This is a genomic window from Pseudooceanicola sp. DL12, assembly GCF_056270665.1.
In genome coordinates this window covers 3,313,514-3,335,839 of the sequence record NZ_CM149884.1, presented here as the reverse complement: position 1 = coordinate 3,335,839, position 22,326 = coordinate 3,313,514, and the positions used below count along the sequence as shown (strand labels likewise).

The 22,326-nt window shown below is 67.5% G+C and carries 24 protein-coding genes; 2 read left to right on the top strand and 22 right to left on the bottom strand.

Annotation, left to right across the window (positions count from 1 at the left end):
• Positions 1-7: 7 nt before the first annotated feature.
• The 13 genes from AC0WR5_RS15505 to AC0WR5_RS15445 all read right to left on the bottom strand — a co-directional run bounded on the left by AC0WR5_RS15505 (position 8) and on the right by AC0WR5_RS15445 (position 11,058).
• Positions 8-1,177 (bottom strand): phage late control D family protein, encoded by a 1,170-nt coding sequence (locus tag AC0WR5_RS15505; protein WP_475864445.1) that lies wholly within the window; start codon positions 1,175-1,177, stop codon positions 8-10.
• A complete protein-coding gene (locus tag AC0WR5_RS15500; protein WP_475864443.1) occupies positions 1,177-1,503 on the bottom strand; it encodes a hypothetical protein in 327 nt (108 codons plus the stop codon). The genes AC0WR5_RS15505 and AC0WR5_RS15500 overlap by 1 nt, the downstream gene beginning before the upstream one ends.
• 10 nt (positions 1,504-1,513) lie before the next feature.
• Complete coding sequence (locus AC0WR5_RS15495; RefSeq protein ID WP_475864442.1) at positions 1,514-2,134, bottom strand: hypothetical protein; 621 nt, start codon at positions 2,132-2,134, stop codon at positions 1,514-1,516.
• A 3-nt stretch (positions 2,135-2,137) separates the two neighbouring features.
• Positions 2,138-2,374: a hypothetical protein gene (locus tag AC0WR5_RS15490; RefSeq protein ID WP_475864441.1), complete on the bottom strand. Its 237-nt coding sequence runs from the start codon at positions 2,372-2,374 to the stop codon at positions 2,138-2,140.
• Positions 2,371-3,750, bottom strand: a complete 1,380-nt coding sequence (locus AC0WR5_RS15485) for an ATP-binding protein (protein ID WP_475864440.1) — start codon at positions 3,748-3,750, stop codon at positions 2,371-2,373. Before AC0WR5_RS15485 ends, AC0WR5_RS15490 begins: the two co-directional genes overlap by 4 nt.
• A complete protein-coding gene (locus AC0WR5_RS15480; RefSeq protein ID WP_475864439.1) occupies positions 3,750-4,793 on the bottom strand; it encodes a Pvc16 family protein in 1,044 nt (347 codons plus the stop codon). The genes AC0WR5_RS15485 and AC0WR5_RS15480 overlap by 1 nt, the downstream gene beginning before the upstream one ends.
• Positions 4,794-4,796: 3 nt before the next feature.
• Positions 4,797-5,666 carry a hypothetical protein gene (locus tag AC0WR5_RS15475; protein ID WP_475864437.1) on the bottom strand — a complete coding sequence of 290 codons (870 nt, stop codon included), beginning with the start codon at positions 5,664-5,666 and terminating at the stop codon, positions 4,797-4,799.
• Positions 5,663-6,466: a hypothetical protein gene (locus AC0WR5_RS15470; protein WP_475864435.1), complete on the bottom strand. Its 804-nt coding sequence runs from the start codon at positions 6,464-6,466 to the stop codon at positions 5,663-5,665. The genes AC0WR5_RS15475 and AC0WR5_RS15470 overlap by 4 nt, the downstream gene beginning before the upstream one ends.
• A gap of 18 nt (positions 6,467-6,484) precedes the next feature.
• Positions 6,485-6,997, bottom strand: coding sequence for a phage tail protein (locus tag AC0WR5_RS15465; protein WP_475864433.1), 513 nt, complete (start codon positions 6,995-6,997; stop codon positions 6,485-6,487).
• A 46-nt stretch (positions 6,998-7,043) separates the two neighbouring features.
• Positions 7,044-8,993 carry a phage tail sheath C-terminal domain-containing protein gene (locus AC0WR5_RS15460; protein WP_475864431.1) on the bottom strand — a complete coding sequence of 650 codons (1,950 nt, stop codon included), beginning with the start codon at positions 8,991-8,993 and terminating at the stop codon, positions 7,044-7,046.
• 11 nt (positions 8,994-9,004) lie between these two features.
• Positions 9,005-9,271, bottom strand: coding sequence for a hypothetical protein (locus AC0WR5_RS15455; RefSeq protein ID WP_475864430.1), 267 nt, complete (start codon positions 9,269-9,271; stop codon positions 9,005-9,007).
• Between the two features lie 262 nt (positions 9,272-9,533).
• A complete protein-coding gene (locus tag AC0WR5_RS15450; RefSeq protein WP_475864428.1) occupies positions 9,534-10,385 on the bottom strand; it encodes an AfsR/SARP family transcriptional regulator in 852 nt (283 codons plus the stop codon).
• Between the two features lie 226 nt (positions 10,386-10,611).
• Positions 10,612-11,058, bottom strand: coding sequence for a MarR family winged helix-turn-helix transcriptional regulator (locus tag AC0WR5_RS15445; RefSeq protein WP_475864427.1), 447 nt, complete (start codon positions 11,056-11,058; stop codon positions 10,612-10,614).
• A gap of 103 nt (positions 11,059-11,161) precedes the next feature.
• Between AC0WR5_RS15445 and AC0WR5_RS15440 the strand changes: the two genes are divergently transcribed.
• On the top strand, positions 11,162-13,030 hold the full coding sequence (locus tag AC0WR5_RS15440; RefSeq protein WP_475864425.1) for an FAD-dependent monooxygenase: 1,869 nt from the start codon (positions 11,162-11,164) through the stop codon (positions 13,028-13,030).
• 1 nt (position 13,031) lies between these two features.
• Here the strand turns inward: AC0WR5_RS15440 and AC0WR5_RS15435 are convergent, their stop codons facing one another.
• From AC0WR5_RS15435 to AC0WR5_RS15400, 8 genes are all read right to left on the bottom strand, one after another.
• A complete protein-coding gene (locus AC0WR5_RS15435) occupies positions 13,032-13,481 on the bottom strand; it encodes a deoxycytidylate deaminase (RefSeq protein WP_475864424.1) in 450 nt (149 codons plus the stop codon).
• 3 nt (positions 13,482-13,484) lie between these two features.
• A complete protein-coding gene (locus AC0WR5_RS15430) occupies positions 13,485-13,814 on the bottom strand; it encodes an indolepyruvate ferredoxin oxidoreductase subunit alpha (protein ID WP_475864422.1) in 330 nt (109 codons plus the stop codon).
• Position 13,815: 1 nt separating this feature from the next.
• The gene (locus AC0WR5_RS15425) at positions 13,816-14,592 is read right to left on the bottom strand and encodes an enoyl-CoA hydratase-related protein (protein ID WP_475864421.1); all 777 of its coding nucleotides are present in this window, start codon (positions 14,590-14,592) and stop codon (positions 13,816-13,818) included.
• Positions 14,589-15,749, bottom strand: coding sequence for a CaiB/BaiF CoA transferase family protein (locus tag AC0WR5_RS15420; protein ID WP_475864419.1), 1,161 nt, complete (start codon positions 15,747-15,749; stop codon positions 14,589-14,591). The genes AC0WR5_RS15425 and AC0WR5_RS15420 overlap by 4 nt, the downstream gene beginning before the upstream one ends.
• Positions 15,746-17,113 (bottom strand): FAD-dependent oxidoreductase, encoded by a 1,368-nt coding sequence (locus AC0WR5_RS15415; RefSeq protein ID WP_475864418.1) that lies wholly within the window; start codon positions 17,111-17,113, stop codon positions 15,746-15,748. Before AC0WR5_RS15415 ends, AC0WR5_RS15420 begins: the two co-directional genes overlap by 4 nt.
• Positions 17,114-17,188: 75 nt before the next feature.
• The gene (locus AC0WR5_RS15410) at positions 17,189-18,010 is read right to left on the bottom strand and encodes an ABC transporter permease (protein WP_475864417.1); all 822 of its coding nucleotides are present in this window, start codon (positions 18,008-18,010) and stop codon (positions 17,189-17,191) included.
• Positions 18,010-18,792, bottom strand: a complete 783-nt coding sequence (locus tag AC0WR5_RS15405; protein ID WP_475864416.1) for an ABC transporter ATP-binding protein — start codon at positions 18,790-18,792, stop codon at positions 18,010-18,012. The genes AC0WR5_RS15410 and AC0WR5_RS15405 overlap by 1 nt, the downstream gene beginning before the upstream one ends.
• 16 nt (positions 18,793-18,808) lie before the next feature.
• Positions 18,809-19,861, bottom strand: a complete 1,053-nt coding sequence (locus AC0WR5_RS15400) for an ABC transporter substrate-binding protein (protein ID WP_475864414.1) — start codon at positions 19,859-19,861, stop codon at positions 18,809-18,811.
• A 155-nt stretch (positions 19,862-20,016) separates the two neighbouring features.
• Between AC0WR5_RS15400 and AC0WR5_RS15395 the strand changes: the two genes are divergently transcribed.
• A complete protein-coding gene (locus AC0WR5_RS15395) occupies positions 20,017-20,922 on the top strand; it encodes a LysR family transcriptional regulator (protein ID WP_475864412.1) in 906 nt (301 codons plus the stop codon).
• Between the two features lie 17 nt (positions 20,923-20,939).
• Here the strand turns inward: AC0WR5_RS15395 and AC0WR5_RS15390 are convergent, their stop codons facing one another.
• The gene (locus AC0WR5_RS15390; protein WP_475864411.1) at positions 20,940-22,304 is read right to left on the bottom strand and encodes an FAD-dependent oxidoreductase; all 1,365 of its coding nucleotides are present in this window, start codon (positions 22,302-22,304) and stop codon (positions 20,940-20,942) included.
• Positions 22,305-22,326 lie beyond the last annotated feature (22 nt).

Sequence of the window (22,326 nt, the reverse complement as noted above, 5' to 3'; positions counted from 1 at the left end):
GGGAACCTCAGAAGAGCGATGCGATGGCGGACGCGACCGCAGAGAGCGGCCCGAGGACCGGGGTGCCTTCGCCGGTCGCGTTGCGGATCAGCTGGAACTGCTGGCGATAGCCGTCGGGGGTGAAACGATGCACGACGGCATCGGCAAAATAGGTGCCGCCATAACGTGCGCCGGTGCCGTCGATGGTGACGGGCAACCCGGCCTGCAGCACGTGACCGTAAAGAGAGCCGTCGAGCTCTCCGGTTGCGGTGATGCGGAAGCTGTGCCGGTTGACCAGGGCCTGGGCCCGGGCCCGCAGCTCCTCCTCGGTCTCGTCGCCCTCCCGCGTGACGCGCCAGACCGAAGGGGTGCCGAGGCCTGCGCCGTCGGCGCCCACGGGCGTCTGGCCGAGGGGGGTCACATCGGGACCCAGCGTCTCGACGGTGGGGCTGGCGCCCTCTTCGCGCGGTGCGTGATCGAAGCGCACCTCGTCCGGGCGCTGTGCGTCCTCGGTGATGTCGAGGGACAGGCAATTGGTGGCCTTGCCGGCATAGACCATGATCGTGGCCTGGGCGGCATCGCCCAGCCGCATCGGCCCGAAATAGACCTGCCCGGCAGAAAAGATCAGGTCATAACCGTTGGCCTGCGCGCGCTCGCGCAGAAAGGTGATCGGCGTGGCGTCCTGGCTGAGAGCACGGCTCGACTGGCCCTGGCCGGAGGTCGGATCGACGGCAAGTCCCAGCGGCGTGATCAGCTCGGCCAGGATCTGGGCATCGGTGATCGGGTGATCCTCGTCGCCCCAGACGGTGCGCATCTGTTCCCGGTTCAGGGCCGAGCTGTCGTCCTGCAGTTCCAGTTCCAGCTTTGCTTCGGCCGCGTTGTTGGGAAAGGTGGGATGCGGCTGGGTGATGTAGCCACGGAAGATTTCCTCGACGTGGGTCTGGAAATCGGCGGAAATCCGGATCGGCGTCCAGGAGGTGAAGAGGCCGGAGTCGGCCGCCACCCAAAGGCCATCCTCCTTGCGGCGATCCTCGATCACGATGCGCCCTGTCGAGGCTTCCTCGCGGGCGGTGCTGATCTCGACCTCGGTCACCAGGTCGGCGATTGCGCCGATGTCGGTCAGCGAAGGGCCCACCTGGATCAGGCAGCTGGCGGGCTGGGTCAGGCCAGGGTCGAGAAGGTTTGCGAGGGAAACCATCAGCGTCCCTCCCTGCGGCGCGGGATCAGTACGCTGTTGCCCAGCCGCTCGCGCCCGTTCTCCTCGACGGGCGTATCGGTCCAGAGCAGATCCTCGGCAAATATCGCGTCCGGATTGGCCTCGGCAATGCGGCGCCAGTCACGTGGCTGGGCATAGTAGTGCTGCGCCAGGGAATCGAGGCGTTCCTTGAGCGCCACGGAATGTTCCAGCACCCCCTCCGGCTGGGCCAGGACCCGGGCGCGCAGCCCGCGAAACACCAGCCGGCCATCGTCGTCCGCCTCGAAGAGCGGCGTCGTCTCGTAATAGGAGCCCTTGAAGAATGCCATGTCTCTCTCCTCAGAAACCGGTTGCCGCGTTCAGGGCCGTCATCGCCGTCTGGCGCACCTTTTCGGCCATGTAGAAGGGGTTGCGGGATTCGATGACCTGCATCGTCAGGGTCATCTCGGCGCGGTAGGGGGCCAGGGTCGGCAGGTGCAGCGTCTCGTCCTGGCTGACACCGGTCAGGAAGACCGGCAGGAATTGCAGCCCCCAGGCAAAGACCAGCACCGAGGCACTCTCGGAGCGTTCGAAGGCCCGGCTGCCACCGCCGAGGCTGGCCAGCACCTGCAGTCCGCCGGGGCCCTGCACCTTGGGCTCCAACATCGAGCGCAACGTGTCGATCTGTGGCTGCACGCCAAAGGCCGCGGCAACAGGATCGCCCTCCTGCATGCGGTCGGTGGCATCGAGCAGGATCTTCACCGAGATGCTCTCGCCCTGCAGTTCCACGCCCTGTGCCACCCGCGGCGTTTCCAGCGGCGTCATGAAGTCGTAGCCCAGCCGGGCGCCCGGCGCCTCGCCGGTCTTGATCGTCACCGAGCGTGACCGCGAGATGGTCTCGGGGTTGAAGTCGAAGATCAGCGCCAGCGGCGGCACCGTCAGCCCGTATTCAAAGAGGACACCCCTTGCAGCAACGGCCATGACTCACCTCCGCCCCGGTTTTCCGGAGACCGCGGCGAGCGCGGCACGGCCGAGGCTGTTTTCGAGATGCGGGGCAGGGCGGCCCTCGCCCGGTATCCGCAGAGAGATCCCGGCCTCGGGGATCTGGTCGCCGCGTGCCTCCAGAGTGCGGGCCAGGCTCTCGGCCAGACGGCGTGCATCCTGCTGGGCGGTGCCGCGCATTCGCGGCGGCAGGGTGAGGGTGAGGCGGCGGATCCTCATGCCAGCTCCTCCGTCAGGTATTCGGCCAGCGCGCCCAGCTCGGAACGCCGCACCTGCCTCGTGTCCTTGTTCAGCTCGGCCCAGACGGCACGGGCGATGTGCCGGGGCGCGATGGGGGCCTCCTCCTGCCGGGCCAGGATCGCGGCAAAGAAGGCCGCGTTGTGGATCGCCCCACCCGAGAGCCGCGCCGAACTGGCCAGCAGCCCGGTGTCGAGATCACCGGCACGCGGTGCGCCGGGGGGCAGCAGGCGGTCCCAGAGGATGCGGCGCGCGGCGGTATCGGGGGCAGGGAAATCCACCACCTTCTGGAACCGCCGCAGGAAGGCCGCGTCGATGTTGGTGCGCAGGTTTGTCGTCAGGATCACCGGTCCCGAGTGACGCTCGAAGCGCGACAGCATGTGCGAGACCTCGAGGTTCGCATACCGGTCGCGGGCATCGGAGACCTCGCCGCGCTTGCCCAGAAGCCCGTCTGCCTCGTCGATCTGCAGCACCGCGCGGCGGCGGTCGAGCGCATCTAGAAGCGCGTTCAGGTTCTGCTCGGTCTCGCCCACGTATTTCGACATCACCCGGCCAAGGTCGAGCGTGTAGAGCGCCCAGGGGGTGCCGGTGCGGGCGGTCAGCTCGGCAGTGATCACCGATGCGGCAAAGCTCTTGCCAGAGCCGGAGGGGCCGGAGAAAAGCGCCAGCGGCCCGCCGATGGAACGTGCGGCCCAGTCTCCGATCACCGCATCGCGGTGCAGGATCCAGGCGGTGTATTCCCGCAGGTTGGCGAGTGCCGCGGGCGGCAGGATCAGGTCGTCCCAGCTGGCCTCGCTGCGCACCAGGTGCGCGCCGGGCGGCGGCGAGAGGTCGATGCCATGGCCGAGCAGCATGCGCCCGGTGGCCATGGCGACCCCGAGCGTCTGGTAGGCCTCGCTGCCCGCGAGCCTGATCAGCCCGAAGGCCACCAGGGGCGCACCGGGTTCCAGCCGGTCATAGAGCATGGCGATGCTCTCGCCGTCCTCCAGCATCAGCAGTTCCTGCGCCAGCGCCAGGCTGGGCTGGGGCGCCCCCACCTGCGGCTGCAGGGCGTGGATGCGCGTGGCCAGTGCGGGCCGCGCATGGGGCGCCAGTGCCAGCGCCATCAGGTCGAGGTCGAGCTGGATGAAATGCGGCAGCGCGCTGTCGGGCACCAGCGTCGCCAGATTGGCCCAGACGCCCTCGTTGCGGCGGCGCGTGACGATGCCGCTGACCTCCTCGAAGCGGGCGCGGAACTCCTTGGACAGGGTGGCGCCGGTGCGGGCGGCCTCGGCGGCGGCGATCAGCATCTCCACCCGGGTCCACTCCGGATCGAGCGCGGTGCGGTCGCTGAGGGGCAGGGCAGTTTCGACGTTCATCAGGGCGCCTCCGTCCGCAGGGCCAGCGTATTGGCAAAGGGCGAGCCGGGCAGCACCGCGCCGCCGTCATCTGCTGCGCGTGTCATGATCAGGGCGGTGTCGCCGGCAACGGGCGCGTCGAGCATCAGCGTCACCAGGGCCTCTGCCGCGTCGATGCGCGGTGTGGCAACGGTAAAGCCCTGTTCCGGCTGGCTTTCCCTGCTCTCGTCGGCGCGTGTCCAGTCCACCCGGATCGAGACGCGGGACCCTGGCAAACCGGAGAGGGCAAGCTGTACATCCGCCGTGCCGGGGGGCACCGAGACCTCGCTGCCAAGGCCTGAAGCAGTGGAGAAGAGAACCACCGGCAGCACTGTGGCGGGGCTCGGGTCCTGCGTCTCAGTGCCATGGGCGGCAAGTGGCGTGGCACGGGCCTCGAGACCATAGGGCGCGAAGCCTGCGATTTCGGCGGGCACCTCCGGGCTGACATCGGCGATGGCGCTGGTCACCGGCACCGGCGGGGTGCGATGGTCGAGCGGTTCCACCGGGATCAGCGCGAATTCATAGGCCGCCGACAGGCGATAGGCGAGATCTCCGCCCTGGGTCGTCCAGATGTGGTTCAGCTCCTCCATCGTCGGCGCCTGCAGCACCGCCTGAAGCTGGTAGTCGAGATGCGGGCTGTTGCGGAAATCCTGTGGATCGGCCGGGCCGCTGCCCGGCAGGACCTGCGGTATCACCGGTTCCGAGGCCAGCACGCGGATGCCGTGGCCCAGCAGGCGCAGATCGGCATCGACGGCGGTATTGTCTCCCTGGTTGGTGGGGAAGGCCGTCAACAGGGCATGGATGCGGATGAAGAAGGGCTCGTCGGCCTGGCCCGCGGTGAACAGGCCGGCCGGGGCTACGCGATAGGTGAAGAGGTTCAGGATGTGCTTGTCCGATACCTTGGAACGCTCGGATGCCCGCTGGGGCGTATCGGTCGAAATCTCGACGTCTTCGCCGAAATGGCTGTCGAGGAAATCCGCGATGCCCTGAACCGCGACAGAGAGAGAGGAGGCCGGCACGGGCATGGGTCAGAGCCTCCGCAGGTAGCGGGCGCGCAGGGCGCGGCCAGACTGAAACGGTGCGGCGGGCGCCGGGGCCGGGCTGGCGGGCTCATGGATCAGCACGTCGATCCGGTCGATGATGACCTCGGACCGCCCTGACGCGGCGGGCGTGGCAGGCGCCGCCCGTGGTGCGGCGGGCGGCTCCGCCGGCCGCCAGGGCGCCTCGCCAGCAGAGAGCGCGGCAGCGGAAGGGGCAACCGCTTCGGACCGGGTCGCGCCGGCCTGAGAGGAGGCCATTTCCGCCTCGGGCTGCGCACTTGCCGGCGCAGGTGCCTGCGCCTTTGGTCCGCTCCCGGCCGCATGGTTTGCCGCCGAGGACGGCGGGGCGCCTGTGGCCCTGGCCGGCGTTGCAGGCGCTGCCGGACCGGGGCCGGGCTGTCGCCGCAGGGCCTGAAGTGGTTCCTCCTCGTCCTCGATCGCGGATGGTTCGCGCTGCAGGGGGGCTTCCCCGGCCGAAGCCTCAGACGGGGCAGCCGGACGTACGCCGCCTTGTGGCGGGCTGCCGGCATTCTCGGGCTGCCGGCGCATCATCTGCAGCTCCTCTTCCTCGTCTTCCCCGTCGCGGCGGATTTGCCGGTGCGGGGCCGAACCGGCAGGGACGGGGTGTGAAGCCGCCTGCGCGGGGGCCGGCGTGGGGGCCTGGCCGGGGCCGGCAGGACGCGTCACGGGACCCGTCGGGGCGCGCAGGGGCGAGAGCATCTCGGCCTCTTCCGGCAGGGCGGTGGCCTCGCGGTAGAGCGACGGTGCCTGCCGTCCGCCAAGGCCCTTTGGGGTCACATGGGGCAGGTTGCTGTCACCGGGGCGGCTGCGGTCCGCGAGGCGGGTCAGAAAGCTCATATTGCCCCCCTGCCGGCACGCCGGTCCTGTGCTATGCGGTCGGCGAACCAGCCGAGATGCCTGCGTGACAGCGACAGGATGTCGGGCATCTGCCAGTGATATCCACCGGCAATCACGTGGATCCGCTCAAGCACTTCTCTCTCGGTCGGAAAGGCAAAGCGCAGCGGGTCGAGCCGTGCGGTGGTCTCGGTCCCGCAGGCCGGGCAAAGCGCCTGCATCCTGTCGGCCACCTCCGGCGAGGCCGCCTCGAGCGCGTCCTCGATCAGGTCCAGATCGTGCTCGTCGAAGATCTCGGCCTCGGTCGCTCCGTCGGCAGAGAGGGCGCAGAGGCCCGCAAAGGCGCGGCGCGGATCGCCGGGGATGTCGAGCCGGGCAAAGTGCTCCTCCTCGATGCCGGTTGGCACGGCAAAGGACCGCGGCCCGAGAGAGGTTTCCACCTGAACCTCGGAGGCCGGGCGTGCCGGTTCCGCGCAGAGCGGGCGCGAGATGTCGATGGAGAGGTCAAAGGGTGTGCCGCAGTGGGTGCAGGGCACCTCGAACCAGCCGTCCTGTTGACCCACCCGGGTTGCGGTCCATTGCAGCAGCCATTCCCGCGTCCCGCAGGGCAGGGACCGCACCGTGGCGGCGTCGGCAGGGCCGCCGCCTATGCTCTCCAGCAGGGCCGACAGCAGGGCGGTTACCGCCTCCGGCCGGGTCGCGGCAGAGGCGGTGGCCGTCGCCGCGGCCAGCTCGGCGGCCCCGTCAAGCCGGCGCAGGCGCGGCTCGGGGAAGGCGCTGGGGGGATGGGGAACTGCGGACATGGCGGCAGGGGCTCCGGGTCAGCTCTCGGCGGGTTCCGAGGTGGCCTGATCGCGCACGAACCCCTCGTGCTGGATGGTGATCGACTGGATGCCCACCGTGTTCATGTTGTTGGCGTCGAACTCGGGCAGGGCCTGGAACTCCGACACCCAGGCGCGGCGCAGGTGATAGGTGATCGCCGGCACGCCCTGCAGGTTCAGCACGTTGATTACGATGTCGCGGCGATAGTTCAGCAGGCTCATGCCGGCGTCGCCATCGGCCACGTTGTTCACCGAATTGGCCCATTCCTCGAAGACCGGATCATGGGAGAGGCCCTGTTCAAGCTGCACCCCCTCGAAGTCCGAGCCGCCAGGCATGTTGCGCTTGTAGGAGGGATCGCCGGCAGAGCGCCACTTGACGGATTCCGTCGTGCGCTTCAGGGCGCCCATCTTGGACAGGCCGGCGACGGGCTGGCCGTTGATCAGGACCTGGAACTTGAACGTGCGGTAGGGGTCGTAACGGTGGGCATTCGCGGGAAACATCGGAGCTGGCATCGGAAATCCTCCTCTTGGGCTCTCAGCTGGGGGAAGGCGGGCGCGCTCAGGCGCCCTGGCCGACGATCTGCTTGATCTGGACGACGACGAATTCGGCGGGCTTCAGGGGTGCAAAGCCCACCACCAGGCGCACGATGCCGGCGTCGATGTCGCCCTGGGTCATCGTGGCGCCCAGGCCGCAACGCACGTAGAAGGCATCCGAGGCCTTCTCGCCCTGGAAGGCGCCCGCACGGAAGAGGCCGTCCATGAAGTTGGTGGCCGAGGCCCGCAGGCTGGCCCAGAGCCGGTGGTCGTTGGGCTCGAAGACGACGGCCTGAAGCGCCGAATAGAGGCTCTCGCCGATCATGTTCTGGGTCCGACGCACCGGGATATAGCGGTATTCCGGCTTGGTCTTCGTGGCCAGCGTCCGCGCCCCCCAGATCACCGTCGGCCCGACGATAGAGCGCAGGCAATTCACCCCCAGCTCGTTCAGGTTGTCCTGAATGTCGTTTCCGATCAGCAGGTTGGGTCCGATGGAGCCACGTACCGTGGCCTCCAGCCCGGCCGGCGCCTTCCAGACGCCACGGCGCCCGTCGATCCGCGCCCAGAGGCCTGCGGCAAAGCCCGAGGGCGGGATCCTGAAGCTCTTGGGCAGGTTGGCGGCGGTGTCGGCGTTGTAGTGCGGGTTCGCCACCTCCAGCCAGGGATAGTAGAGCGCGGTATAGGGCGATGTCGGCGCCCCCAGGCTCTTGACCGATTTCGGCGTGTCGAGCTTGGCCGTGGCCGTGGGCATCGGCGGGTCGACGATCACCATGCGGTTCTGCATGAACTCGGCATGGGTGATGGCGCCCTCGATGATCGCGTTGTCGCCGGCCTCGATCCATTCCTTGCCGGGCAGCAGCATGATCGAGATGTCGCGGTAGTCGCGCAGGGTCCGGTAGACGCTGTCATAGGCCGCCTTGGCCGGATCCGCGCCGGCATCCGCGCCGCCGTTCAGGAAGGCTTCGATCGTGCCGCCGGTGCTCAGGTCGGTCGGCGGGTAGGGAGTGGCGACCGCGGTGTTCAGCCCGAGTCGGGCGAAGGCAGAGCCCGAAGCGGGCGCGGCCGCGGTGACATCGCCGCTGACCAGCAGGCCAGAGCGCAGCAGCAGCCGCTTGCCGGTGCCGTCCTCCACCACCGAGGCGGTGAAGTCGGGGGCTGCAGGGATCTCCGCACGGACGGCTTCCTGGATTTGCCGCGCGATCGAGGCAACGTCGGCCGTGTCGACGGCAAACACCACGTTCACGGTATCCGCATCCACCGAGATATCCACGCTGCGGCCCCCGATCTCGACCTTGCCCGAAGAGGCGATGGTCACGGGGCTGCCCAGAAGGGCCGAAGATGTGACGGCACCGATGCCATCCGCGCCGGCCAGTTCGCCGCCGGTCAGCGTGATCAGGGTCGAGCCGTCGGCCACGACATTTTCGATGAAGCGGGCGGAACTGTCGCTCATGAAGACGCCGGCAAAGCTCTCCAGTACGGCAAAGTCGCCGTCGAGCATGATGCCTACCTGCAGCTCGTAGCCCAGGGTCGGGTCCGGCGTTTCATCATCGTCGACCGGCAAGAGCCGCACCACCAGGTCGTTGCCCCAGGCCCCGGGATTGACCGCCGACACCGTGAAGCCACGGGTGTTGTCGTCGGGGTTCGGAATGGCCGTGCCCGCCGTGTCCGGGCTGTTGCCGCCGGTGGTTTCGGCCACCCGCACGATATAGGCCTTGCTGCCACCGTTGGTGAAAAAGGCGTTCACCGCATGGCCGAACTTGTCGGCGGTGTCGCCTTCGTTGCGGATGCCGCCCGCGCCACCGCCCAGCGGTCCGAACTGCGCGGCGAACTGGTCGGCCGAGGAGACGAAGACCGGCTCTCCGACCGGGCCGCGCGGCACCGGCCCGATGAAGGCGGCGATGGAGGTGGAGGCCGCCTCGATCGCGAGAAGGCCGGAAGGTACGTGTTCGATATAGACGCCGGGATGTTTGTACATCGGCACTCTCCCTATTGCAGGCTGCCACGTTGGGCGGGGGATGCAGTCACTTCGGTGATGCGGTCGCTCAGCTGGCCGAGCAGCCGGTCGAGCGTGGTGTGTCGGGTGATCTCGCCGGCCTCGATATCCTCCAGGCTGAATTGCTGCCGGCGCGGGGCGCCCTCGGGCGCGGTGGTGATCCGGACACGCACGATGAAGGCATGGCTCTCCTCGCTCCACCGCCGGCCGGAGGCGCCGCTGTCGCGGGGCAAACGGGGGTCATGCGGATCCTCGGTCACTGGCCTGGCTCCTCTCTCGCGATGCGGCGGGGCCGCATCGTCCGGGCATGATTCGAAGCTAGCAGGCGCGGATTTCGGCGCACCACGCGGCGGTTCGCCGGCGCGCGCAGAGGGGGCATTGCCGGGGCAGGGGGGCGTCACGCCCGCGTCACCTGCAGGTCACACCTGGGCTACGGGGTGGTCACACCGTGATCACGCCCCGTTCCGGACGTGAAAAACCCGCGCCGGCCGGGGCCGCGCGGGTCGGAAAATCTTCGGGAATTCAGCAGGTCTGGACGCGCAACGCGCGATAGAGCTCCTGCCGCGACCGCTCGGTCTGGGCCAGGACATCGGTCAGCCATTCGCGGCCACCGGAGGTGCCGAGACTGTCCCGCTCCAGGATCGCATCATGGCTCAGCCCGCCCCGGATCAGGTCGAACAGCGCCCGTGTCTCGACCATCGGCTCGATGCCCAGCTCCTCTGCCAGCATCGCGCGGAAGGCCTCGTAATGTCGGATCGCATGGGCGCGCTGCCCGTTCATCACGTAGAGGAACATCACCTCGATCTGCACCGACTCGCGGAAAGGATCCTCGGCCAGCAGGCGCCGGCCGGTGCTCAGGGCGTTCTCGAAATCGCCCCGGTCGCCGTAATGGTGCATCAGGGCGATCATGCCGCGCGCCTTGATGCTGGCCAGCCGTTCGCGCAGCGCCAGGGTCCAGTCGGACTCCAGCCCGTCGAGAAAGGGCGCATTCGCCGCGCGGATGATGGCGGCAAGGTGCTCGGCGGTGGCGCTGTCCATGCGCGGGGTGACCGAGACCTCTCGCACGCAGGCCTCGAGCGCCCGGCGGTCAAACCATACGCCCTCGTCCACCATCAGGCTGATCGTCGTGTCGGAGGTCATTAGGCGAATGCCCGCATCCTCGGGCAGCTTCTTTCCGATCCGCCAGAGTGCGGAATTCAGCGCGGAACGTTGCCGGCTGGCGCTCGAGTCCCGCCAGAGAAGGTCGGCGACCTGTTCGCGGCGTACCGGCTGTCCGTCATGCGAGAAAAGGTAGAGCAGGAGTTCCAGCGTCGCGCCCTTGAGGCCGAGATGCAGCGGGCGTCCACCGCGGTGGAACAGGGTAGGGCCAAACAATTTGACCGATAAATCTGTACGGTACGACATAACCTTGAAAACTCGCTTGCCTGAAACGGAATAAAGAAGAGCAGGCTTGAAAGGAATTTATGGAAACAATTCCACTCTACCACGGAAATTAAGTTTCGGCGGAAGATTCTTTATACGGGTATTCCCTACTTGGCAAAGCCGCGCAGCGCGTGCACTGCGCGCCCGCGCCCATACGACATCGCACTGTTCGTGGCGCTCAATCCGCGGGGCTGGTCTCCTCCGGCAAGGCCTTCTTCAGCAGCACCAGGAACTGCAGACGCTCCTCCTCGCTCAGTGCCGACAGGATTTCCGGCTGCAGCGCCGCGACCAAGGGGGCCACCTGGTGCAGGGCCTGCCTCCCGGCGTCCGTCAGCTGCAGGGTGCGGGCGCGCCGGTCCTCCTCGCTCACCTGCCGCTCCACCAGGCCCTTCTGCGCCAGCCGCTTGACCACCTCGCCGATCGTCGCCCGGTCATAGGCGATCAGCGCGGCCAGTCGCGCCTGGTCGATGCCGGGATGCCGTGCCAGCACGTCGAGTGCTGCGAATTGCACCGATGTCATCTGTACCGGCGCCTCGCGCATGCGCCGCTGGAACACCGCGGTCGAGCGTTGCTGCAACCGTCGGATCAGGTGCCCCGGCATCTCGGCCATCTGGTTCTCGGTCATTGGCTGGGCTCTCCTGTAACATTCGGTAAGTATACTTATCATATTGACAGGTTTGCGGACCAGCGGATAACGATAAGTGTACTTACCAATGGGAGGGCAAGTCATGCAGTTTCACCTCGAGGGCTACCGGTCGGGCGATCCGGAGGTGGCCGAAGCCGCTGAGGGGGCGGGCGAACGGCCGGAAAACGTCGATGTGCTGATCGTCGGTTGCGGGCCGGCGGGGCTGACGCTTGCGGCACAGCTTTCGGCCTTTCCCGACATTTCGGTGCGCATCGTCGACCGCAAGCCGGGCCCGCTGGAAGTGGGGCAGGCCGATGGCATCGCCTGCCGCTCGGTCGAGATGTTCCAGGCCTTCGGTTTCGCCGACAAGGTCATACGCGAGGGCTACTGGGTCAACGAGGTGGCATTCTGGCGCCCGCCATCCAGCGGCACCGGCCTGACCCGTGCGGACCGGATCCAGGACGTGGCCGACGATCTCTCCGAAATGCCGCACGTGATCCTGAACCAGGCGCGGGTGCATCAGTTCTACCTCGACATGATGGCGCGTTCGGCGCGGCGGCTGACCCCGGAGTATCAGTGCGAGCTGCTCTCTCTGTCCCGCACCGATGCGGCAGATTACCCGGTCGAGGTACAGCTGGGGCATCTGGATGGCGCGGGTGGCACCGAGAGGGTGCATGTGCGCTATGTCGTGGGCTGCGACGGCGCCCGCAGCACCGTGCGCCGCGCCATGGGATACGAGCTGCACGGCCAGTCCGCACGTCAGCTCTGGGGCGTGATGGACTTTCTCGCCGTCACCGATTTTCCGGATATCCGCCTGAAATGCGCCATCCAGTCGGCCGATCAGGGCAGCATCATGATCATCCCGCGCGAAGGCGGCTATCTCACCCGGATGTACATCGAGCTCGACGAGCTTCAGGGCGATGAGCGTGCTGCGGACCGCAACGTGACGGCTGAGATGCTGATCGCACGGGCGCAGGCGATTCTCGCGCCCTACCAGCTTCAGGTGAAGGATATCGCCTGGTGGTCGGCCTACGAGATCGGTCAGCGCGTCTGCGACCGTTTCGACGATACGGTGGCGGATGGTGCGGGCCCCGATCTGCCGCGCGTCTTCATCGCCGGGGATGCCTGCCACACTCACAGCCCGAAGGCGGGGCAGGGCATGAACGTCTCCATGGCCGATACCTTCAACCTCGGCTGGAAACTGGCCGCGGTGCTGCGCGGGCAGTCCGATCCGGCGCTTCTGCGCAGCTATTCCGAGGAGCGCCAGGCCAAGGCGCAGGAGCTGATCGACTTTGACCGCGACATGGCGCGGCTATTCAGCGAGAAGCCCGCGACCGAGGCGGAGGCCGCGCAGTTCCAGGCCTATTTTCAGCAGCACGGTCGCTATACCGCAGGGGTAGAGACGCGCTATGCCCCCTCGATGATCACCGGCGATACCGCGCATCAGGCCCTGGCGCGGGGCTACCCGGTGGGCAAGCGCTTTCAGGCCGCGCCGGTGATCCGTGCCGCAGATGCAAAGCCGATGCAGCTCAGCCATGCCTTCCTCGCTGATGGGCGCTGGCGCGTGGTGCTCTTTGCGCCCGCGGGCGACAGTGGGGCCGAAGGCGGTGCCGTGGACCGCGCCTGTGCCGCGCTGGCGGCCGGAGTGGTGGCGCGCGTCACGCCCGGCGGCGCCGATGCCGACAGTGTCATTGACGTCCGTGCCGTGTTTCAGATCCCTCACCGCGAGATGCGGATCGAAGAGCTGCCGGCCCTGCTGAAACCGGCGAAGGGGCCCTTTGGCCTGACCGACTACGAGAAGGTCTTCTGCCCCGATCCGAAACAGGCCGATCTCTTCGACCTGCGCGGGATCGATCGCGCGGCGGGGGCGATGGTGCTCGTCCGGCCCGATCAATACGTGGCACAGGTCCTGCCGCTGTCGGCCACGGAGGACCTTGAGGCCTTCCTGCGCCCGGTGCTGAAAACCGCCTGAGCTACCCGGGGTGGCGCACCGCCACCCCGGCCTCGGCCAGCAGCACCTTCGAGACCTGGAAGCTGTGGTCCAGCGCCCCGTCGTTCTCGGGGATCGGCGGGCAGACCACCGCCGCGATGCCCGACTGGATCGCGGCGCGGGCGCATTCGGCGCAGGGAAACCGGTTGACGTAGAGCGTCGCCCCCTCGAGCGCGGCCCCTGTTCGGGCGGCGTTGAAGATGGCGTTGCGCTCGGCATGCTCGACCCAGTGGAACTTCTCTCCGCTGGGCCGGTCGAGGCGCATCGAATCGCTTGCCGACACACCGCGCGGCAGCCCGTTGTAGCCACTGGCAATCACCACCTGGCCGCGGCCCACGATCACACAGCCCACCTGGAAATCGCGGTCTTCCGACCAGCTTGCCATGTGATCGCAGAGGCCCATGAAACGGCTCTGCCATGTCTCTTCGCTCATTCTCTATCCTTCCTGCAGCGCATGCGCGGCCACCGCCTGCGGATCGGCGCGCGGGGCCATGCCCCGGACCCATCCGCCGGGCTCGTCCATCGTGCCGTCGGCACGGGCAAAGGCCAGCTCGTTCAGCCGCGCAAAGGCGGCTTCTTCGGGCGGCAGCTCGTCGTCGTAGCGGATCGCGTCGACGGGGCAGATGCTCTCGCACATGCCGCATTCAATGCACTCGGTCGGGTGGATGTAGAACATCCGCCCGCCCTCGTAGATGCAGTCCACCGGACAGGATGTGGTACAGATCCCGTCCTTCACGTCGATGCAGGCGCTGGTGATGACGAGCATCTCAGCGCCCCTTCCAGACCGGCGCGCGCTTCTCTCGGAAGGCCAGAACGCCTTCCTCGGAATCTTCCGAGGTCAGCGCCGCCACCACCTCGGGCAGCCGCGCAGCCTGCGCCTGTTTCGGGCTCAGCGTGCCGGTGCCACGGATCACCGCCTTGATCGCCCGCTGCGACAGCGGCGCACAGGCCAGCAGGTCGGCGACCCAGCGATCAACCTCGGCATCCAGCTCCGCGGCCGGCACCACCGCGTTGATCAGCCCGTAGTGCGCCATCTCGGCGGCGGGCAGCATGCGGCCGGTCAGCATCATCCCGGCGGCGATGTTGCGCGGCAGCATCCGCTGCAGCAGCACCATGCCCCCGTCGAGCGGCAAGCGCCCCACCCGTGCCTCGGTCAGGCCAAAGCGCGCATGATCGGCCGCCACCACGATGTCGGCCCCCAGAACCATCTCCATGCCGCCGCCGAGCGCCAGCCCGTTCACCCGCGCAATCACCGGCACCGTCAGGCTGTCGCGCAGCGAGATGCCGCCAAAGCCGTTAGGGTTGCCCGACGCCCAGTACTCCAGCCCCGTGGCATTGCCTGCGGCTTTCATGTCGGCGCCGGCGGAAAACGCGCGGTCTCCCGCGCCGGTCAGCACCACGCAGCGCACCTCCGGGTCGGCCTCGATCCCGGCCCAGATCTCCTCCAGTGCGGCCTCGGTTTCGGGGTCCACGGCATTCATCCGCTCGGGGCGGTCGAGGGTGACGCGCGCCACGCCCCCCTCGCAGGCATAGGTCACGCTCATTCCGCCGGCTCCTCGCTGCGGGCCAGTTCGGCCAGCACCTCGGCGGTATGTTCGCCCAGCATCGGCGGGCGCTGGCGCAGCGTGACCGGCGCCTCGCTCAGGTGCACCGGAGAGGAGAGCTGCGTGACCTTGCCGTGGAAGGGCAGATCCATCTCGAGCAGCATGCCGTTGATCGCGGTCTGCGGATCCTCCAGCGCCTCGCCCAGCGAGCGCACCGGCGCGCAGAGCAGGTCCTGCGCCTCCAGCCGTTCCAGCCAGTGCGCGCGGGTATTCGTGGAAATGCGGTTGCGGAAGGTCTCCTGAAGGAAGGGCTTGGCTGCCCGCTGGGCCGGCAGGTCGGGATAGGCGGGCGAGAGGTCCTCTATCTCCAGCGCGGCGCAGATGTCGCGCAGCGGGTTCGCCTTGAAGGCCCCCACGAACACCAGCGCGCCGTCGCTGGCCTCGAAACAGCCGGTCAGCGGCATGGCGGCCCAGTTCAGCACCTCGCGATGGGCGTTCCACTGCGCGGCCTCCTGCATCTGCATCGCAAGGATGGAATCGTAGAGAGACACGCCCACCTGCTGGCCGCGCCCGGTCTTCTCGCGCATCAGCAGCGCCGCCAGGATCCCCTGCACCAGGTGCATTCCGGCGCTGTAGTCGCAAAGGGTCGTCGGATAGATCGAGCGCGGAACCGAGGGATCTGCCGTCTTCTCCATCACCCCGGACATCGCCTGCGCAAGAACGTCCTGCCCGCCCTTGTGGGCATAGGGGCCCGTGGTGCCATAGCCGGTGCCCGAGGCACAGATGATGCGCGGGTTGATGGCCGCGAGCGTCTCGTAGTCGAAGCCCAGCCGCTTCATCACCCCGGCCCGGAAATTGTCGACCACCACGTCGGCGCCGCGCACCAGGTCGTATATCGTCTCGCGGCCCTCGGCGCTCTTGGTGTCCAGCGTCACCGACCGCTTGTTGCGGTTCAGAGAGGCAAAGACCACGTTGTTCTGTGCCTCGTCGCTCTTCACGCCAAAGAAGTTGCGGGTCAGGTCTCCGGCGCCGGGGCGCTCGATCTTGATCACGTCGGCGCCGAAATCGCCCAGCATCTGTGTGGCGCAGGGCCCCAGCATCACCTGCGTGAAATCGACCACGCGGATGCCGCCGAGGGGGGTATTCTGGGTATTCATGAGACCACCTTTTCGTCTTCGATCAATGCACTGGCCGAGGGGCGGTCGCCCGGATCGGCCCCCTGCAGGCGCATCTGTCGCTGGATCGCCGCCGGATCGACGTCGCGCAGTGCCAGGTTGCCGTTCAGCGCCAGCGACACCGCCACGCCCGCGGCCTCGCCCTGCGCCATGCAGGGCGGGATCTCGCGCGACAGTTTCTGCGCCTCGCTCTCCACCGAGTAGTGCCGGCCCGCGACAATCAGGTTGTCGACGCCCTTGGGCAGCAGCGCCCGGTAGGGGGTGTAATAATCGCGGCCCCGACAGACTGTGTCGGCGAACCAGCGGCGGCTGCGCACGTCGTCCCGGGTCACCACGTATTCGCCCTGCAGAAGCCGGGTCTGGCGCACGCCCATCTGTTCGGCGGCGCCCAGCATCTTGGCGTTCTCGAAACCGGGCAGGTTGGCGCGGGCAAATTCCAGCAGCTTCATCATGCGCCCGCGGCCCTCGTATTCCGCGGCAACCATGTCCTCGACCGAAACCCCGTCATAGCCGGGCATGTGCGGACAGTTGCACCAGACGATGCCGGGCAGGGGGGTCTTCAGCCACCACATGCCCCAGGCTCCGCCGATCACCCGCCGCGCCTGCCGGTCCAGCGCCCTGTATTCCTCGGGGTTGGAATATTCGAAGGCCTCGGCCCGGTCGGTATCCACGTCACACAGGCGGAAGACGGTGGTGACGATGAACTGCCCGGTCTCATAGCTCGCGCCTGCCGAAACACCCACGTCGAGGTCGCCCGTGGCGTCGATCACCATGTCGGCGCGGATCACCTGCCGGCCCAGTTTCGATTGCACCACGACCCCCGCAAGGCGGCCGTTTTCCATCAGCGCCTCCGAGAACCAGGAATGCGTCCGCAGGTTCACGCCGGCCTCGCGCACGAGGTCCAGGCTGACGCGCTTGAAGCAATCGGGATCAAAGGCCACCGCGTGGATGATCGGCTGCGGCATGCCCGTCTGGTGAAAATCGATGCAGCCCCAGCGCGACCACTTCTGCCACATCTCCCAGTTGGTCTGGCAGTCTTCATCGGGCGGATAGACGGCGCCCTGCTGGGCCACCATCCGGTCGGAAAGCTCGGTGACCAGCCCCTTCGTGACGATCTCGTTGCTCTCGTTCACCATGTCGTCGAGCACGAGCACCATCCCGCCCGAGGCCATGCCGCCAAGGTGGTGATAACGCTCGAGCAGCGTGACCGAACAGCCGTTGCGCGCGGCCGAGACGGCGGCCGACAGGCCCGCCGGGCCGGCGCCCACCACGACCACGTCGGTGGTTGCCACGACGGGCAGTTGTTCGCCCCTGAGGGACACGAATTCTCTATGACGCTCCGACATGCAAAGCCCCTTTCAGATTGATCGGTTTCGGTGGGACGGGGCCGCGGGCCCCGCTCCCGGCAGGTGGCGCAGGCGTTACCAGCGCACCACGATGCGTTCGGCCAGGCTGACGGCGGCAAAGAGCATCACCGACAGCCCCGAGGCCAGGAAGACGGTCGCGTAGAGCACCGCCGAGCGGAAGTTGAAGGTGCTGTCCAGGATCAGCGCGCCCAGTCCCTTGTCCGCGCCAACCCATTCGCCGACGATCGCGCCGATGACGCAGGTCGCCGCGGCGATCTTCAGCGCCGAGAACAGGAAGGGCAGCGAGGTGGGCAGGCGGATCTTCCAGAAGACCTCCGCCTTCGAGGCCGAGAGGATCCGCGACAGTTCCATCTGCTGATCGCTGACCGAGGTCAGGCCCCGCACCATGTTCACCAGCGTCGGGAAAAAGCAGATCAGCGCGGCGATGATCACCTTGGTCGTCAGCCCCGAGCCGAAGATCAGCACCAGGATCGGCGCGATGGCCAGGATCGGGATGGTGTTGATGAAGACGGCGATGGGAAAGAAGGCGCGTTCCACCGAACGCGAATGCACGAAGGCCACGGCGATCAGCATGGCGGCGATGTTGCCGATGGCAAAGCCCAGAACGCTTTCATAGAAGGTGGGCCAGAAGTTCCGCATCAGCAATGGCAGGTCGGTGACGAAGACCTGCGCCACCTGCACCGGGCTCGGCGCGATATAGCTCGGCACCCGGAAGATCATCACCCCCAGCTGCCAGATCAGCAGCAGCGCCGCTGCCGTACCGACGGGCAGGGCAATGTCCAGGATCCGCTCGCGCCTGAGCGCCGCCACCTCTTCGGCAAGATCGTCGATCGGGGGCTCGTCGACCATCCGGTCGGCCAGTTCGACATTGCTCATCAGCAGTCCTCCAGCTGTTCGCGCAGGTAGGCGGCATAGCGGGTGAATTCGGGGGCCTCGCGGCCCTTGATCGTGCGGGGATAGGGCAGGTCGATGTCCACGACCTCCTTCAGGCGGCCGGGATGGGCCTTCAGCATCAGCACCTTCTGGCCGAGAAAGACCGCCTCGGGGATCGAGTGGGTGACAAAGAGGATCGTCACCCCGGTCTCGCGCCAGATGTCCAGCAACTGCAGGTTCAGGTGGTCGCGGGTGATCTCGTCCAGCGCGCCGAAGGGTTCGTCCATCAGCAGCAGCTTCGGGCGGCAGACAAGCGCCCGGGCGATCGCCACCCGCTGGCGCATGCCGCCCGACAGCTCGTGGGGCAGGGCGTCTTCGCGGCCCTTCAGGCCGACCAGCTCCAGCAGTTCGCGCGGGGTGCGGCCACCGGCCGGCGGTCGGATGCCGCGCTTGCGCCCGATCTCCAGCGGCAGCTCCACGTTCTTCAGCGCCGAGCGCCAGGGCAGCAGCGTCGCGTCCTGGAAGACAAAGGAGAACTCGCGCGCAAGGCGCGCCTCTTCCGTCGACTTGCCCAGGATCTCGACCTCGCCGCCGGCGGCCGGCACCAGGTCCGAGACCAGCCGCAGCAGGGTCGACTTGCCACAGCCCGAGGGGCCGAGGATCGTCCAGAAATCCCCCTGTCCGATGTCCAGCGTCAGGTTCTGCAACGCGGTGAACTGCCCGAAACGCACGGTGGCATTGCGCAGGGTGGCCGCGGCAGAGGTCCCTGCCGCGGAGGGTGTCATGTCCAGGCCCATGCGCTCACCCGATCTTCGGGCGGGCGTCGGTGGTGGTCTCCAGCACCGAGAGGGTCATCACGTCGTCCACCGAGGGCGGCGCCCCGTCGAACTGGCCCAGGGCGGCATAGCTGTCGATCTGCTTCTGCCAGGTGTCGCGCGACATGGTGCCCCAGCCGTTGGCCGCGGTCTTCTCGTCGAAGGCGTAGGTCATGATCATGTCGATCGTGGCCAGCTCCGCCTCGCGGTTCAGGTTCGGATAGGCCTCGACCAGCGCATCCACCGCCGCCTCGCGGTTGTCATGGGCCCAGCCCCAGCCACGGGCGATGGCACGCATCATGCCCTCCACCTTGTCGCCGTGCTCGGCCAGCATCTTGTCGGTGACGTAATAGGGGTTGGCATAGAGCTGCACGCCCGCATCCCAGAGGCTCAGGTCGACGCGTTCGTCGCCCAGCACTTCCAGCGCGCTCGTGTTGGTCTTCCAGCCGGTGATCACGTCCACCTGCCCGGTCTTCAGCGGCGCCATGTCCGAGCCCAGCACCACGACCTCCACCTGGTCCTCGGGGATGTCGTTCGCGGCCAGCAGCGCCTGCAGCAGGATCCGCGCGGTGCCGTTGGTGCCCACCTTCTTGCCGATCAGATCCTTCGGCTCGCGTACCGGGTTCCCCTCCAGCGAGAAGTAGGTGAACGGGTGCTGCTGGTATCCGCAGGCGATGCATTTCACCGGGATGCCCGCGGCCCGCGCCAGCATCAGCGAGGGCGAGGACGACAGCTGGCCCAGCTGCGCCGCACCCGAGGCGACAGAGGCAACGCCATCCACGTTCGGCCCGCCGGGGATCACCTCGAGCGCCAGGCCCTCCTCGGCGAAATAGCCGTTCTTGACCGCCGCGATCTCGCCCAGGATTCCGTTCGAGGCCAGCCAGCCCAGCTGCATCTTGATCGTGTCGACATCGCCCGCGGCCCGGGCCGGCGAAAAGGAAACAAAAGTGCCGGCCCCGGCCATCAGCCCGGCACCGGCCATGCCCTTCAGAACGGAGCGCCGGCTGGGCACCCCCGATATGGTGTGGTTCTTCATCATCTCTCTCCTGTGGAAAATGCCCGGCTCTGCTGGCCGTGATCATTGCATTGACTTTAGGCGGGGGATGGTGATGCATGAAGAAGCAATTCTTCTCATCAGTGGTGCATTTTATGCATCGGACTTGAAATAATCGTTTTACGACAAGGGTATAAGGCATGCACTCGGTCTTCCTCCGGTACTTTGACGAGGTCAGCCGACAGGGATCCATCCGCAAGGCGGCCGCAGTGCTTAATGTTGCATCAAGTTCGATCAACCGGAAAATCCTGGCCATCGAGGAACAGCTCGGCGTTCAGCTCCTGACCCGCACGCCCGAGGGCGTAGAGCTGACCTATGCCGGCACCGTGGTGCTCGAACACTGCCGTAAAACCCTGCTCGACTATCAGCAGGTCAGCATCATGATCAACGATATCAGGGACATGCGGACCGGCCACATCAATATCGCCACGATCGATTCCGTGGCGGTCGACCTGCTGCCCCGGGCGCTGCACCGCTTCGAGACGGATCACCCGCAGACCAGCTTCTCGGTCAACGTGACCTCGCCCGAGGACGTCATCGCCTCGGTTGCCGGGGGCGAGGCCGACATCGGCCTGTCCTTCATCTTCGAACTGCATCCCGACGTGCGCGCCATCGCCCAGACCTCGGCGCCCATCGGAATCATCCTGCGCAGCGACCATCCCCTGGCCGAGCGCACCTCGCTGCCGCTCGAGGCGGTGATGGATTACCCGCTGATCCGCACGCCGGATGCGCGCGGCCACAATTCGATCATCGACCAGATCGTCAGCGATGCCACGCCCGCGCTCTCCACCGGGCTCTTTACCAATTCGCTGCCGCTGGCCAAGAAGATGATCCTCACGGGCCGGGGCCTCGGCCTCTATACCAAGCTCGGCTTCCTGCCGGAGATCGAGGAGGGGCAGCTGCGCTTCATCCCCCTCGACGTCGCCGAGCTGAAGGACCTGAAGTTCGGCGTCATCGTCACCGCCCGCAGCGCCATGGAGCCCGCCAAGCGGATCATGAGCAACACGATCGCCGAGATGTTCAAGCGCATCAACCTTGGCGCCTGATCACCCGCGCGCAGGCGTCAGTCGATCCGCACGCCCTGCGCCCTGACCGCGGCCTGCAGCGCCGCGATGTCGACGGCATCGAAATCCGTGCCCTGTTGCACCGCCAATGCCGCCGCCACGCCCGCGCCCTGGCCAGCCACCGCGCAGCAGGCCATGTTGCGCGTGGCCGCATGGGCGATGCGGTCGCCGCCGGTGGCCCGGCCCGCCACGATCAGCCCCTTCACGCCCTTCGGCAGCATCGAACGATAGGGGATCTGCATGTAGCGCCCCGTTGTCGGCAGGATCAGCACGCCATAGCCGTCGATGAACTCGGGGTAGATGCCGATGCTGTCCTCGAAGCGTCCCTGTTCGCGCACATCCGTCTCGGTCATGTTGTAATGGGCATCGATCTTGCGGGTGTCCCGGATGCCGATGGACATGCCGAAATTGCGCAGCCGCACGCCTTCGCAGCCGGGCGTATAGGCGCGCAGCGCGTCGATGGCATGCATCGCCTGGCGTCGTCCCTCGATCTCGAAGCGGGTCATGCTGTCCGGATCGGTGCCGTCGCAGCCGGCCAGGTGCACCAGGTTCATATAGGTCATCTCGCCACTGTCGTGCACCGCGCCCCAGGTGCCGCCGATGGTGTTCAGATGCGCCGGGATCACGCCCTCGCGGATCGCCTGGGCAAAGGGTTTCGCCAGGAAGGGCGAGAACATCTCGTCCTCCTTGCCGCTGGTCTCCACCTCCCATTCGCCGGTGGACCAGTTGCGATAGGTCTGCGGGTCGGCCTTCACCCCCTCCATGAAGGCCGTCTTGTCCACGCCGGCCAGGTGGAACATCACGCTGGCCGCCTGCATCTCCTCCACCGGGGTCTTCACCGTCGGGGCGCCTGCGCGCAGGGCCACGTCGGCATCGCCCGTGGCATCCACCACCAGCGTCGCCAGGATCGCCTCGCGGCCCGCCTTCGATTCAACGATCACGCCGCGGATCCGGTCGCCCTCCATGATCGGCGCCACGAACTGGCGGTGCATCATCGGATGGATCCCGGCCTCTTCGACGAGCTGATCCGCCACCAGCTTGAAGCCCTCGCTGTCGATTTCGTAAGAGAGCGACTGGCTCTCCGGCACGGCGGCGCCCATGTCCCTTGCGCGGTGCTCGAACTCCCATCCGATGCCGCCGGCCTCCACCGTCTGCTCGTGGCGGTACCAAGCAAAGCCCTCCACACCCACGACGGTGATATTGCCGCCGAAACAGCCGAACCGCTCCAGCAGCGTCACCTCCACGCCCTCGCGCGCGGCGGCCAGCGCCGCGGCAAGCCCCCCGGGCCCCGATCCCACCACCAGCACGTCGGTGCGGTGGATCACGGGCGTTTCGCGGGCAGGTTCGGTGATGCTCTGCGTCATGTGGGGCCTCTCTGGCATGGGA